The organism is Chromobacterium sp. IRSSSOUMB001 (genome assembly GCF_023507765.1).
Lineage (GTDB): Bacteria > Pseudomonadota > Gammaproteobacteria > Burkholderiales > Chromobacteriaceae > Chromobacterium > Chromobacterium haemolyticum.
Genome location: NZ_JALCYU010000007.1, coordinates 69921 through 82353 on the forward strand (window position 1 = coordinate 69921; position 12433 = coordinate 82353).

Consider the following 12433-nt stretch of genomic DNA (forward strand, 5'->3'; position numbering starts at 1 on the left):
GAATCAAGAGAATAGGATTTACAGTGTGTCTCATGCGCCGTAATCGGACTTTCTTTTGAGATGATTCGATATCATTTCAGCAATCAAACCATTGCGAATCAGCATTGCTTTACGCTTTGCATTCCTATTTTCCCGTGTCGCCCAAAACCAGAAAAACGCAATGAATATTGACGCTCAAATTGTTTTCGTATAGATTTATTTGATCGCATTAATTCCAAAAATCCCATACAGGAAGAATGAAGCGTCAGCACTATACTGAAAGACCTCTGGGAAAAGCATCCCCCGAACTGCCAGTTACCACTTCAGCCGATTTACGGCTTATATTTTTTGAAATACAGATTTTGGCGGCGATATCAAAGATTTAAGCGCCGCGGATCGGATCGACGATAATAAGATCCGGATCGATGAATTGAACTTCAATCGACATGACAATTACGGCATAAACCGACAGCAGTTGTTCAATTAATTGATCCAATACTGGCAAATTCTTTATTAAAGAAAATAAATATAAGAATGATGCCTAGGAGCGAAACATCCGCCACAACCGCCATTGTCATAATGTTTGCACCGAAATCAACCCTAACGGCATATTTAATTTTATTGATAATGGGATAGGCTGACCGATCGCATCGGCCATCCGCTCAGGATCAGAGCAAGGGGAAGCGCTTAGCGACAACTTGGCTTGAAAGGATGCTTCGGCGCGCCGCGGGGAGAGATAGGAGAGAAGAAGGGAAGCAATGCGTACGCCGGAGAACGGACGATAAAATGAAGCGCCGCCCCATGAGCGAGGCCGGCGCTGTTCCTCATGTCACAGGGCGGCAAGCGCCCATCCCCGCGTTGACGCGCGCCAGCCCAGGACGGGCGGCGCGCGGACTTTGAACCGCTGCTTACTCCGCGGCGGCCTGGGCGCGCAGCAAAGCCGCCAGTCTAGCGATGCCTATCTCGATACGCTCTGGAGAAGCATGACTGAAATTCAGGCGCATATAGCCGAGGTTCTCTTCCGGCTCCGGAAAAAATGCTTCGCCCGGCATGAAGGCGACATTCTGCTGCAAAGCCAGCGGCAGCAGCTTGCGGGTATCCATGAGCTGCTTCAGCTTGAGCCAGAAAAACAAGCCGCCCCGTGGCAGCTGCCAATCGGCCAGATCGCCGAAATGGCGCTGCAGCGAAGCCTGCATCGCGTCGCGTCCGGCACGATACACCTCGCGCAACCCCAGCAAGCGTTGCTCATAGCCGGGATCCCGCAACTGGCGGGCAATGAACCACTGCGCCGGACGGTTGGTGTGCAGATCGGTCGCCTGCTTCAGCCGCATCAAGTAGGGGTACAGCTCCGGCGAGGCAATCAGGAAACCGACGCGCAAGCCGGGCGCCAGAGTTTTGGAAAAGGAACCAGAGTAAATCCAAGGCGCGTTCTTCAAATGGCTGACCAACGGCGCCGGCGCCTCGCCGTCGTAACTGAGGGCACGGTAAGGATCGTCTTCGATCAAGGGCACTCCAGCGGCGTCGATGGCGGCCGCCAGCGCTTGCCGGTCTTCGGCGCTGTAACAGCTGCCCGCCGGGTTCTGAAAACTGGGAATCAGGTAACAGCAGCGCGGCCGCGCCTGTTCCAACGCAGCGGCCAAGGCCTGCGGCTCCAGCCTGCCGTCCCGTTGCCCCACCGCGTGAACACGGGCGCCGAAGAGCTTGAAAGCCTGCAAGGCGGCTAGATAAGTCGGTCCTTCGGTCACAACCGGCGTGCCGGGATCGATGAATAGCTTGGCGCACAAATCGATGCTCTGCTGCGAACCAGACAGCACCAACACCTGCTCAGCCTTGCAGCTTATGCCCATGCGCCGCGCCTGCTCCGCGATCAGCTCGCGCAACTCCGGCTCCCCTTCGCTAGCCCCGTACTGCGCCATGGCCGCCGGCATCCCGGTAAAATCCAACGGCGGCAGGCACTGGCTGGCCGGCAGGCCGCCGGCGAAAGAGATCATCTGCGGCTGTTGCGCCGCCGCCAGTATTTCCCGGATCAGCGAGCCGCTGAGCCGTTCGATGCGCTCTGAAAACATGGTACTCTGCATAGGCTTGTCCGCAGCTTTCTTACTAATGTCAATAATATTGACTCAATCTACCGACCACAGCAGGTTCCGTCAACATGGCTGACCTATCTCCGTCCGATGACATGCGCGCCGCCATGGAAGCCTTCTTCCATGCCTACAAAGCTTTCACCGATAAACCGGATGAAATGCTGGCTAAACGCGGCCTGGCCCGCGTGCACCACCGCATCCTTTTCTTCGTCGCCCGCTACCCCGGTTTATCGGTCAAGGATTTGCTGGCCGCGCTGGGCGTGACCAAGCAGGCCATCAACATGCCTCTGCGCCAACTGCTGGAAATGGCGCTGGTGCAAAGCGTGGCCGCGCAGCACGACAAGCGGGTCAAGCAACTGACGCTGACCCCGGAAGGACGCAAGCTGGAGGAAGCCCTTCACCGCGAGCAGCTGAAATTGCTGCAAGCGGCGTTTGAGCAAACCGGCAAGCCGGCCACCGCCGGCTGGATGCAGATCAACCGCACCCTGGCCGCGCAATCGCGGCCCGACGACGCGCCTCCGCGCGGCAAAACTTGACCCTGTAGCCGCTTCATGGTTTGCAATGCGCTGGCGAGGCCGAGCCTGCGCATTTTCCTGACCCACCGCGCCGCTCCGGCGCGCCAAGGAGCACGCCATGAATTGTCCCAGTTGCCAAGTCACCCTGCTGATGGGCGAGCGTCTGTCCGTCGCCATCGATTACTGCCCGCAGTGCCGCGGAGTCTGGCTGGCCCCCGGCCAGCTTGAGCGCTTATTGCAAACCCAAACTCCCGCCGCCTACGCCCCGTCCGCGCATGGTCGCGGCCATGACGACGAGCGCCGCCGCGGGGGTCACCACGACGGCAAACACGGCTGGCTGCGCAAGCTATTGGACTGATTCCGCTCCGCCAAATAAGAAAACGGCCCGGACTGATGTCCGGGCCGTTCTCCCTCGCGTTTGCGAAAATCTCAGTCTATGCGTTCATAACGCACTTCCAGCACCTCGATGTCTTCATCGCCGTCCGGCCCGCGGAACAACACCGAGTCGCCCTCGCGCGCCTTCAACAGCGTCCGCGCGATCGGCGAGATCCAACTGATATGGCCGCGCGCCAAATCAATCTCGTCGACCCCGACGATGCGCAACAATTGCTCGCTGCCGTCGCCGCGTTCAATCAGCACGGTGGCGGAGAAAAATACTTGGTCGGTCGCCTCCCGGGTTTCCGGATCCACCACTTCGGCGATTTCCAGACGCTTGGTCAGAAAGCGGATGCGGCGGTCTATCTCGCGCAGGCGGCGCTTGCCGTACAGATAGTCGCCATTCTCCGAACGGTCGCCATTGCTGGCCGCCCAGTTCACAACCTGCACCATCTCCGGCCGCTCGCGGTTGACCAGGTGATAAAGCTCATCCTTCAAGCGCTGCCAGCCGCCGGGCGTGATGTAGTTCTTAGTGGAGGCGGGCAAGCGCCGCTCAGCCGGAAGATCCTCTTCCGCCTCGTCGTTTTCCTTGGTAAACGCCTTGCTCATCTTCGTCCATCCATCCATGAAAAACGCCAGCCTCAACGGCCGGCGGCGGGTTCCAACAAGGCCAGGCAATGCGGCAGCAAGCCCTTGGGCTTCAGCTTGACCCGCCGCAGTTGCTCGCGGTCCAGCCACTCAAGCTCGTAAAGATTGTCGGGCCCCATCTTGGCCAACTCCGGCCCGCCCAGTTTGAGCTCCCCGGCGTGGCTGGCCGCCAGGAACACGTGCTCGACCCTATCCTTGGCGTCCAACACGCACAACCTGCCGCCCAGACGAACGTTGAGCCCGGTTTCCTCGCGCGTCTCGCGCACGCAGGCAATGGCGGCCGTCTCGCGCCGCTTGATGCCGCCGCCCGGCAAAACATAGTAGTCCTTGCCGGGTTTGACGCGATGCATCAGCAAGATGCGGCCGCCGTCGACGATGGCGATGGCGGCGCGCTGACGCTTGCCTATCGCCGGCGGAGCCGGCTCAACCGCCGGCGCCGCGCCGCGCAAACGCGACCAGGCGCGGGCAGCCAGGCTCCACAACATGGCGCGCACGCTCAGCGGTGCGCCTTGGCCGAGGCCTTCTTGACCGGCGCCGCCTTCTTGCCGCCGGTGACGGTCAGATTAGACCACTTCATCACCGCGGCCACCTCAGCGGAGTTCAGCTCGTAAAACTGACCGCGCTTCAAGCGCGGAGGCAAACCGATATTGCCGAAGCGCACGCGGATCAGCCGGCTGACCGTCAAGCCGAAGTGCTCGAACATGCGACGCACTTCGCGATTGCGGCCTTCCTTGATCACCACGTTGAACCATTGGTTGGCCGCCTCTTCCGGGCCGCCTTTCTGGAAGACGCGGTCAAAACGCGCTTCACCGTCTTCCAGTTCCACGCCGGCCACCATCTGCTTCATGATTTCCGGCGTCAGTTCGCCCAACACGCGCACCGAGTACTCGCGCTCCACTTCGAAGCTGGGGTGCATCATGCGGTTGGCCAGTTCGCCGCTGGTGGTGATCAGCAACAGACCCGAAGTATTGACGTCCAGACGGCCTATCGCCACCCAGCGGCTGGACTTGGCCTGCGGCAAACGGTCGAACACCGTGACGCGGCCTTCCGGATCGTCACGGCTGACGATTTCGCCTTCTTCCTTGTGATACATGATCACGCGCGGCAGACGGTCCGGCCATTTCAACTTGATCTGGTCGCCCTTCACCATCACGCGGTCGCGCGGACCGACGCGGTCGCCCAGGCTGGCTTTCTTGCCGTTGACGGTGACCTGGCCGGCTTCGATCCATTCTTCCATTTCGCGACGCGAGCCGACGCCGGACGCCGCCAGCGCTTTTTGCAGTCGCACCGGTTCGATATCGTCCAGATCCACGCGGACTTCGCGCAAACGCTTGGCCTTGTCCTTGATGTCTTGGTTGGGGCTGCGCAAACGCAGTTTCTTGGCTTTTTGCACCAGTTGCTTGCCGCCGTCGGGCTTGCCCTGACGCGGCGGCGCGCCGTTCTTGCCCGCGGCCGGCTGGCCGGCCGGCGCGGCGGCGTTTTTGTTGCCGAAGCGGCGTTCGTGATCCAGCGCCACATTGCCGTTGATATCCCCGTTGCTGTCGCGCTGGTAGACGGGTTTGTTGCGGCCTTGCGCTTGCTGCATCCTTTGCTGTTCCTGCTCGCGGCGGCTCAGTTTGAACAGCGGCGTGCCCTCGTGCATCAGCGGGTTGCCGTAGGCGTCGCGCGGGGTGCGGCCACCCTGGCCGCCCTGGCCGCCCTGGCCGCCGCTGCGGCCTTTGCCGCCGGGCTGGCCCTGACGGCCGCTGGGATCCGCCTGGCCGCTGCGGCTCTTGATCAGGCCACCTTGGGTCTTGCCGCGCGGCTGAACGCCGCCGTTGGCCGGCTGGCGCGGTTGGGAAGTTTCGCGACCTTTGACACGCGCCACCGGCTGGCGGGCGTGATTGCGTTGTCCTTTAGACATATGTGCTTTGCTCTTTCCGTGCGAGCAACCTGCAGAATGTCGATGTTATTCTGCGATGGGCTCGAAATTATCCGCCTCATCGTCGAGGGGGATGTCGTCTGTGGCCGCTGCCGGGCCTTGATCCCGAGGCGCCGCCTCGGGCACTACCAGGCTTCCCAGCTCCGCCAATGGCGGCAGATCCTTGAGCGAGACAAAGCCCAAGTCGTCCAGGAATTTTCGGGTAGTGGCATATAAGCCCGGCCTGCCGGGTACGTCCTTGTGGCCGATGACTTCGATCCAGCCGCGTTCCAGCAGAGTCTGCATCACGCCGGTGGACACCGATACGCCGCGTATCGCTTCGATATCGCCACGGGTCACAGGTTGTTTGTAGGCGATGATCGCCAAGGTTTCCATTACCGCGCGCGAGTAACGCGGCGGCTTTTCCGGGTTCAAGCGGTTCAAGTATGGCGTGAACTCCGCTCGGGCGCGAAAGCGCCATCCCGACGCCAATTTGACCAGTTCGACGCCCTTGCCTCTCCAGTCGCTCTGGATATCGTCGAGGATGTCGTTGATCAACGCGGCTTTCACCTCTTCGGTGAACAGCTTTTTGAGCATGGCAACCGACAGAGGTTCCTGCGCGGTCAGTAACGCCGTCTCCAGCACGATCTTCAGGTATTTTAGGTCGGTGATGGTGGACATTGAGCCGTGAAGCCGAAACACGTTTGCGCAGGAAACCGGACATTCTACATGAACTCTCCGTCCGGAGCTAAATTAATCCTTCCGCCATGTCGTCCCAAGCCGCCAGCGCGGTCAGGCTGTAACGCCGGAACGCTCGCCCTCCGTTCTCCATCGTTTCCAGCAACTGGCCGCCGCAGGCTTCCACCGTGCGCACCGCGGCAGGCCGGTCCGCCGGGCAAACCAACACCCAATTCCCATGCGCGGGCTTCTCGCCCAGCGTCTGCACATATTGCAACAGCACCCGGCCGTAACCATGGCCTCGCCAAGCCGGCAGCACTTCGAAAGCAATATGGCCGATGCGCTCCACAATCAGCGCGCTGTCCGCCAGCCGCTGTCGGATCGCGCCGATGATCTCGGTGCGGCCGTTGATCAGAAACCAGGTGCGGCACGGCACCCAGCCTTCGGGCAGCGCTCGCCCTTCGGCGTGTTGCAGCAATTGTCCAAGCCAGGCGTCCGGGTCCGATCCGGCGCGGCGGTAATAATCCAGCCCTTCCTCATGACAGGCCAGGAAAAAAGGACGATAGGCTGGCAGATGTTTCTGGTCGGCCGCTTCAATGTGCATGGCATGCTCTCGCAATGGATACCTGTATCCTAATCGCTGCCGCGCCAACATCAAGTGCAAATCGGCGCGCCCCCACTTTCAAACCAGCGCTATCCTCACGTAAATGGGCTGATACGGCGCCTCCTGGCTGACCTTGACCAAGCCCTCCTTGACCAGCTCCAGCACCGCGATGAAGTTAACCACCAGGTGGGCGACGCCCTTGTCCGCGTCGAACAACTCCTCGAAAGGCACGTACTCGCGGCCGTCCAGGTAGCGCAGAATCCAGCTCATCTGCTCGCGCACCGACAATTCATCCTTCTCCACCTTATGGTGGCGGTAGTGGCGCGCGCGCGACAGAATCGCCATCCACGCTTGGCGCAGATCCGCCGGGCTGACGTCGGGCAGCCGCTGCTCGGCAGACTGTTCGATCAAGACCGCCAGCCAGGCGAAGTCTCGATCGGCCTGCGGCAACTTGTCCAGCTCCAGCCCCGCCAGCTTCATCTGCTCGTACTCCAGCAAGCGGCGCACCAATTCGGCGCGCGGATCATCCGGCTCGCCCTCCTCGTCCAACTGCGGCCTGGGCAGCAGCAGCCGAGACTTGATCTCGATCAGCAGCGCCGCCATCAGCAGATATTCGGCGGCCAATTCCAAACGCCCATCGCGCATCGCATCGATATAGGCCATGTACTGGACGGTGATCTCCGCCATCGGAATGTTCAGCACATCCAGGTTCTGCTTGCGGATCAGGTAAAGCAGCAGGTCCAGAGGGCCTTCGAAACTGTCCAGAATCACTTGCAGCGCGTCCGGCGGGATGAATAAATCCTGCGGCACTTCCAGCACAGGCTGGCCGAACACGTGCGCAATCGGCACGCTGGGCGGCAATTCCGGCGCGGTCAGCTGAAAATCGTCGGCCGAAGATCCGGCCTCGGGAAGGGGGGGCTTGCTCATGGCGGCAAGGATACCAGCACTGGCCGGCTGCGTGGCGGAACTTGCCCGCCGCCCTGCCCGCCGTTCAAGCCTGCGCGTCGGCGGGCAGCAGCTCGTCTATCTTGATCTCCACAAATTGATAATGCGCGGTCTGCTGCAATAAGCGCACCGCGCGCACCCGACATTCGCCATCGGCGCCCCGCAGATGAAACGGCCGTAAAGCCTGATATAAACGGCCCGGCAACACCAAAATGCCGGAGTGGCGGAAATGCCGCTCGGCCTGCATGCGCAACGCCGGCTCGAAGCCTCCCGCCGCGTGGCTGGTGACCGCGGCGACTTCAACCGCCTGCGGTCGTTTGCCGATGAACTCGACCCCGCACTCGGTCTGCATGTCCTCCCCCCCGAAGCTGACCCAGCGCACTAGGCCCAATTGCCAGCCGAAACCGCGGCGGCGCAACATGACCACCTCGCCGGCGCGCAAGGGTTGTTGCAAGGACTCTCCCTGCAGCAACAGGCCGGAAGCGCTGAGGTTGCTGATCTGCAAACGGCAGGGCTCCAGTTCTCCGTCAGCCGGCTCGCCGGCGGCCAGCCGCCAGCAACGCGGCAACAAGCTGACCAGCTCGACGGTTTCGACGCTGAGCCGGCGCAGCCTGACGTGCCGCCGACGAGGCGGCGCCCCCCACTCCTGACGCAAACGCGCCAGCAACCAGGCTTCGTGGCCGCCGTCCAATCCCTGTCGCTGGCGCTGGCGGCTCAATTCATCCAAGCGTTCCAACAAACGACCGGCGTCCAGTCGCCACCACACGCCGTCGCCGTCCAGATCCAGCTCGGCGCAGAAGCGCGCCGGCCGGTCGGCGTCGGCGCGGAAAGCGAGCGCGCCGTCGTCCCCCAGCGGCTGATCCAACTGCTCCACGCGCAGCAAGCCGGCATGCTGCTCCAGCCATTGCAGCAGCAAGGCGATCTTGGCCGTCTCCAGCCGGTTGCTGGCGGTCAAACCCAACAACATCAGCCGGCGGTAGCTAAGCCCAGGCGCCGCCACGCCCCCCGCCGCCTGCCGCCCCTCCCAGCCCTGGGCCAGCGCGTAGGCGTACAAACGGTGGCAATCCCGCCAGAAGCCCTTGTGCAACGGCGCGTAGCTGCGCGCGTGCAGCGCCAGCAAATCGTAGCCGCTCGCCAACGCCAGTTGCAGAGCCTCCAACCGCGGACGAGAACTGGAAAAACGGCCGGCTTCCTGCGCGCTGAATGCCTGAGCCAGCAGCTTGCACTGCTCATGCCATTGCCGCAGCAATTGGCGGGCCGATTGCAATGCGGCGCGCGCCTCCGGGGTGCAGGACAATTCCTGCCGCGCCGCCGCGCGCTCCAGCCTGGCAACCAGCGCGGCCAACGGCGCCCGCAGCGCCTGCAAGAGCTGCAGGCGTTCCGCCGGCGCCAGGGCCGAGCGCCGCCATTGCTCCAGCCACTGGCCGGCCTTGTCCGCGGCGAGGGCGGCCGGCTGCGCCGCCAGCGTCTCCCATTGCGCCTGGACCGCCTTGAGGTCCAATGTCAGCCAGGGGCCTTCCGGCAAGGCGTGAATCAGCGACAGTTCCATCATGACCAAGTCATAGCGAGAGAGAAGCCGCCGATGATACGCCCAGCCATGATTTTTGGCGCGGCATTATTGCCAGCGCAAAAAAAATGCCCCGCGCGCGGCGGGGCATTCCGATCGGAGCGGTCTCAGGCTTAAGCCGACAGCTCCAGCATCAGCTTGTTGATGCGCTTGACGAAGGCCGCCGGGTCTTCCAGCTTGCCGCCTTCGGCCAGCAAGGCCTGATCGTACAGCACCTGGGCCAGATCGCTGGCGCGGGCCTCGTCGGCCTCGTCGGCCAGTTTTTTCACCAGCACGTGCTCGGGGTTGATCTCCAGCGTGGGCTTGCTAGCCTCCACCTTCTGCCCCGCCGCTTTCAACATGCGCTCCAAGTGGGCGCTCATATCATGCTCGCCGGCTACCAGGCAGGCCGGGCTCTCGGTCAGGCGGGCGGTGGCGCGCACTTCCTTGACCCGGTCGGCCAAGGCTTTCTGCACTTTCTCCACCACCGGCTTGGCGCTTTCCTCCACCTGCTTTTGCGCTTCCTTGTCGGCTTCGTCTTCCAGCGCGCCCAAATCCAGCGCGCCCTTGGCCACGGACTGCAGCGCCTTGCCGTCGAACTCGAACAGCGAGCCCACCACCCACTCGTCTACGCGATCGGTCAGCAACAGCACCTCGACGCCCTTCTTCTTGAACACTTCCAGGTGCGGGCTGTTCTTGGCCGCGGCCAGGGTATCGGCGGTGATGTAGTAGATCTTGTCCTGGCCTTCCTTCATCCGGGCGACGTAGTCGCTCAGCGTCACCGTCGGCTCAGTGCCTTCGGACGCGGTGGAGACGAAACGCAGCAGCTTGGCGATACGTTCCTTGTTGGCCATATCCTCGCCGACGCCCTCTTTCAGCACTTGGCCGAACTCTTGCCAGAACTCGGCGTATTTTTCCGGCTGATTGGCGGCAAGGTCTTCCAGCAGGCCCAGCACTTTCTTGACGCAGCCGTTGCGGATGGCGTCGATGTCCTTGCTTTCTTGCAGGATCTCGCGCGACACGTTCAGCGGCAGGTCGTTGCTGTCTATCACCCCGCGCACGAAACGCAGGTAGTGCGGCATCAGCTTCTCGGTGTCTTCCATGATGAAGACGCGGCGCACATAGAGTTTGACGCCCTGTTTGCGCTCGCGATCGAACAAGTCGAAGGGCGCGCGCGACGGGATGTACAACAGTTCGGTGTATTCCTGGCGGCCCTCAACGCGAGCGTGGCTCCAGGCCAGCGGGTCGGTGAAGTCGTGAGCCACATGCTTGTAGAACTCCTTGTACTGCTCTTCGCTGATCTCGCTCTTGCCGCGGGTCCACAGCGCGGAAGCGGAGTTCACGGCTTCCATCTCGTCGCTGACGATGACTTCGCCGTTTTCGCCGTAGCTATTGCCCTTTTTCATCTCAATCGGGATCGAGATGTGGTCGGAGTACTTGCGAACGATGCCTTTCAGCTTCCAGTCGTTCAGCAGTTCGTCCTCGCCCTCCTTCAGGTGCAGCACGATTTCCGTGCCGCGGCCGGCCTTCTCCACTTGCTCCAACGTGTATTCGCCGGCGCCCTCGGATTCCCAGCGAGTGGCGGAGTCGGCGGCGTCGCCGGCGCGGCGGGTGGTCAGCGTGACTTTATCGGCCACGATAAAGGCGGAGTAGAAGCCGACACCGAACTGACCAATCAGGTTGGCGTCTTTCTTGGCGTCGCCGGACAACTGCTCGAAAAAGGCCTTGGTGCCGGACTTGGCGATGGTGCCGATATTGGCTATGACTTCGTCGCGGCTCATGCCGATGCCGTTGTCGGCGATGGTCAGCGTGCGCGCCTCGGCGTCGTAGCCGATGGTGATCTTCAGCTCAGGCTCGTTTTCGAACAGCTCGGGCTTGGCCAAACCTTCGAAACGCAGCTTGTCGGCGGCGTCGGAAGCGTTGGAAATCAGTTCACGCAGGAAGATCTCCTTGTTGGAATACAAGGAGTGGATCATCAGCTGCAGCAGCTGCTTGACTTCGGTCTGAAAACCCAGGGTTTCTTTCAATGCGCTCATGGTGACTTATCACAAGAGTTGGTCAACGATGCGCATCAGATAAGGGCTGTCCCGGACTTTTCAATACCCCTGCCCTCAACACAGGATCGCTCCCCCGCGCGAACATGAAAAAGCCCCGCGGGGGACCACGGGGCTGGTTTGGCGTCGAGGCCGCCGGGCGGGCTCAGGCGCGCTTGTCTTCGCGCAGCGCCGGCGGCAACGCAAACACCGTGTTCTCCTCCACACCGTCCAGCTCGCTGACGCTGTCCGCGCCGAAAGCCTTGATCTGGTCTATCACCGCCTGCACCAGCACCTCCGGCGCGCTGGCTCCGGCGGTGACGCCCACGCGCCGCTTGCCGGCGAACCAGGCTTCCTCCAATTGACCGGAGTTGTCCACCATATAGGCGTCCACGCCCTTGAGCGCGGCCACTTCGCGCAAGCGGTTGGAGTTGGAGCTATTGGGCGACCCCACCACCACCACGATGTCGCATTCGTCGGCCAGCACCTTCACCGCGTCCTGCCGATTTTGAGTGGCGTAGCAGATATCGTCTTTTTTCGGGCTGGAGATCTCCGGGAAACGTGCCTTCAACGCGGCGATGATGTCGCGGGTCTCATCCACCGACAGCGTGGTCTGGCTGACGTAGGACAAGGCCGCCGGGTTGCGCACCTGCAAACCGGCGACGTCGGCGACGTTTTCCACCAGATACATGCCGCCGTCCACCTGGCCCATGGTGCCCTCCACCTCGGGGTGGCCGGCGTGGCCGATCATAACGATCTCCATGCCCGCCTTGTTCATGCGCTTGACTTCGACATGCACCTTGGTCACCAGGGGACAGGTGGCGTCGAACACCTGCAGGCCCAAAGCCGCGGCCTCTTCGCGCACCGACTGCGGCACGCCATGAGCGGAATACACCAGGGTGCTGCCTCTGGGCACATCCTTCAATTCCTCAATGAACACCGCGCCCTTGGCGCGCAGGTTCTCGACGACAAAACGGTTGTGCACCACTTCATGACGCACATAGATCGGCGCGCCGTACAGTTCAATCGCCCGCTCGACGATGGCGATGGCCCGGTCCACGCCTGCGCAGAAACCGCGCGGGTTGGCCAGCATGATGGTCTTCGTCATCACAAATCCTTGCTCAAG

At 62.1% G+C, this 12433-nt stretch carries 12 protein-coding genes; 2 read left to right on the forward strand and 10 right to left on the reverse strand.

What is annotated here, in order from left to right:
- Window positions 1-887: 887 nt before the first annotated feature.
- Window positions 888-2045 (reverse strand): PLP-dependent aminotransferase family protein, encoded by a 1158-nt coding sequence (locus tag MOV80_RS11135; RefSeq protein WP_043591018.1) that lies wholly within the window; start codon window positions 2043-2045, stop codon window positions 888-890.
- An 86-nt stretch (window positions 2046-2131) separates the two neighbouring features.
- Between MOV80_RS11135 and MOV80_RS11140 the strand changes: the two genes are divergently transcribed.
- Together MOV80_RS11140 and MOV80_RS11145 are read left to right on the forward strand one after the other, a co-directional pair.
- Window positions 2132-2599 carry a MarR family transcriptional regulator gene (locus MOV80_RS11140; RefSeq protein ID WP_039755609.1) on the forward strand — a complete coding sequence of 156 codons (468 nt, stop codon included), beginning with the start codon at window positions 2132-2134 and terminating at the stop codon, window positions 2597-2599.
- 97 nt (window positions 2600-2696) lie between these two features.
- Window positions 2697-2936: a zf-TFIIB domain-containing protein gene (locus MOV80_RS11145; protein ID WP_019102630.1), complete on the forward strand. Its 240-nt coding sequence runs from the start codon at window positions 2697-2699 to the stop codon at window positions 2934-2936.
- Window positions 2937-3007: 71 nt separating this feature from the next.
- Here MOV80_RS11145 and greB read toward each other — a convergent pair whose 3' ends face one another.
- The 9 genes from greB to ispH form a co-directional block, all read right to left on the reverse strand.
- On the reverse strand, window positions 3008-3562 hold the full coding sequence (gene greB / locus MOV80_RS11150) for a transcription elongation factor GreB (protein WP_043591017.1): 555 nt from the start codon (window positions 3560-3562) through the stop codon (window positions 3008-3010).
- 32 nt (window positions 3563-3594) lie between these two features.
- Window positions 3595-4086 carry an NUDIX domain-containing protein gene (locus MOV80_RS11155; RefSeq protein ID WP_019102632.1) on the reverse strand — a complete coding sequence of 164 codons (492 nt, stop codon included), beginning with the start codon at window positions 4084-4086 and terminating at the stop codon, window positions 3595-3597.
- Window positions 4087-4097: 11 nt separating this feature from the next.
- Window positions 4098-5117 (reverse strand): pseudouridine synthase, encoded by a 1020-nt coding sequence (locus MOV80_RS11160; protein ID WP_231138334.1) that lies wholly within the window; start codon window positions 5115-5117, stop codon window positions 4098-4100.
- A gap of 432 nt (window positions 5118-5549) precedes the next feature.
- The gene (gene scpB, locus MOV80_RS11165; RefSeq protein WP_019102634.1) at window positions 5550-6182 is read right to left on the reverse strand and encodes an SMC-Scp complex subunit ScpB; all 633 of its coding nucleotides are present in this window, start codon (window positions 6180-6182) and stop codon (window positions 5550-5552) included.
- 67 nt (window positions 6183-6249) lie between these two features.
- Window positions 6250-6783, reverse strand: coding sequence for a GNAT family N-acetyltransferase (locus MOV80_RS11170; protein WP_052052006.1), 534 nt, complete (start codon window positions 6781-6783; stop codon window positions 6250-6252).
- Between the two features lie 78 nt (window positions 6784-6861).
- Window positions 6862-7710: a ScpA family protein gene (locus MOV80_RS11175; RefSeq protein WP_249605107.1), complete on the reverse strand. Its 849-nt coding sequence runs from the start codon at window positions 7708-7710 to the stop codon at window positions 6862-6864.
- A 64-nt stretch (window positions 7711-7774) separates the two neighbouring features.
- Entirely contained in the window at window positions 7775-9280 is a 1506-nt protein-coding gene (locus MOV80_RS11180) for a hypothetical protein (protein ID WP_043591015.1), read from the reverse strand.
- 128 nt (window positions 9281-9408) lie between these two features.
- A complete protein-coding gene (gene htpG, locus MOV80_RS11185) occupies window positions 9409-11310 on the reverse strand; it encodes a molecular chaperone HtpG (protein WP_081574692.1) in 1902 nt (633 codons plus the stop codon).
- A 163-nt stretch (window positions 11311-11473) separates the two neighbouring features.
- Window positions 11474-12415 (reverse strand): 4-hydroxy-3-methylbut-2-enyl diphosphate reductase, encoded by a 942-nt coding sequence (ispH, locus tag MOV80_RS11190; RefSeq protein WP_118268176.1) that lies wholly within the window; start codon window positions 12413-12415, stop codon window positions 11474-11476.
- Window positions 12416-12433 lie beyond the last annotated feature (18 nt).

Coding starts and splice junctions, on each gene's coding strand:
- MOV80_RS11180 (WP_043591015.1), bottom strand. CDS start 9,280: ATGATGGAACTGTCGCTGATTCACGCCTTGCCGGAAGGCCCCTGGCTG.
- MOV80_RS11135 (WP_043591018.1), bottom strand. CDS start 2,045: ATGTTTTCAGAGCGCATCGAACGGCTCAGCGGCTCGCTGATCCGGGAA.
- MOV80_RS11175 (WP_249605107.1), bottom strand. CDS start 7,710: ATGAGCAAGCCCCCCCTTCCCGAGGCCGGATCTTCGGCCGACGATTTT.
- MOV80_RS11155 (WP_019102632.1), bottom strand. CDS start 4,086: ATGTTGTGGAGCCTGGCTGCCCGCGCCTGGTCGCGTTTGCGCGGCGCG.
- htpG (WP_081574692.1), bottom strand. CDS start 11,310: ATGAGCGCATTGAAAGAAACCCTGGGTTTTCAGACCGAAGTCAAGCAG.
- ispH (WP_118268176.1), bottom strand. CDS start 12,415: ATGACGAAGACCATCATGCTGGCCAACCCGCGCGGTTTCTGCGCAGGC.
- greB (WP_043591017.1), bottom strand. CDS start 3,562: ATGAGCAAGGCGTTTACCAAGGAAAACGACGAGGCGGAAGAGGATCTT.
- MOV80_RS11140 (WP_039755609.1), top strand. CDS start 2,132: ATGGCTGACCTATCTCCGTCCGATGACATGCGCGCCGCCATGGAAGCC.
- MOV80_RS11170 (WP_052052006.1), bottom strand. CDS start 6,783: ATGCACATTGAAGCGGCCGACCAGAAACATCTGCCAGCCTATCGTCCT.
- scpB (WP_019102634.1), bottom strand. CDS start 6,182: ATGTCCACCATCACCGACCTAAAATACCTGAAGATCGTGCTGGAGACG.
- MOV80_RS11145 (WP_019102630.1), top strand. CDS start 2,697: ATGAATTGTCCCAGTTGCCAAGTCACCCTGCTGATGGGCGAGCGTCTG.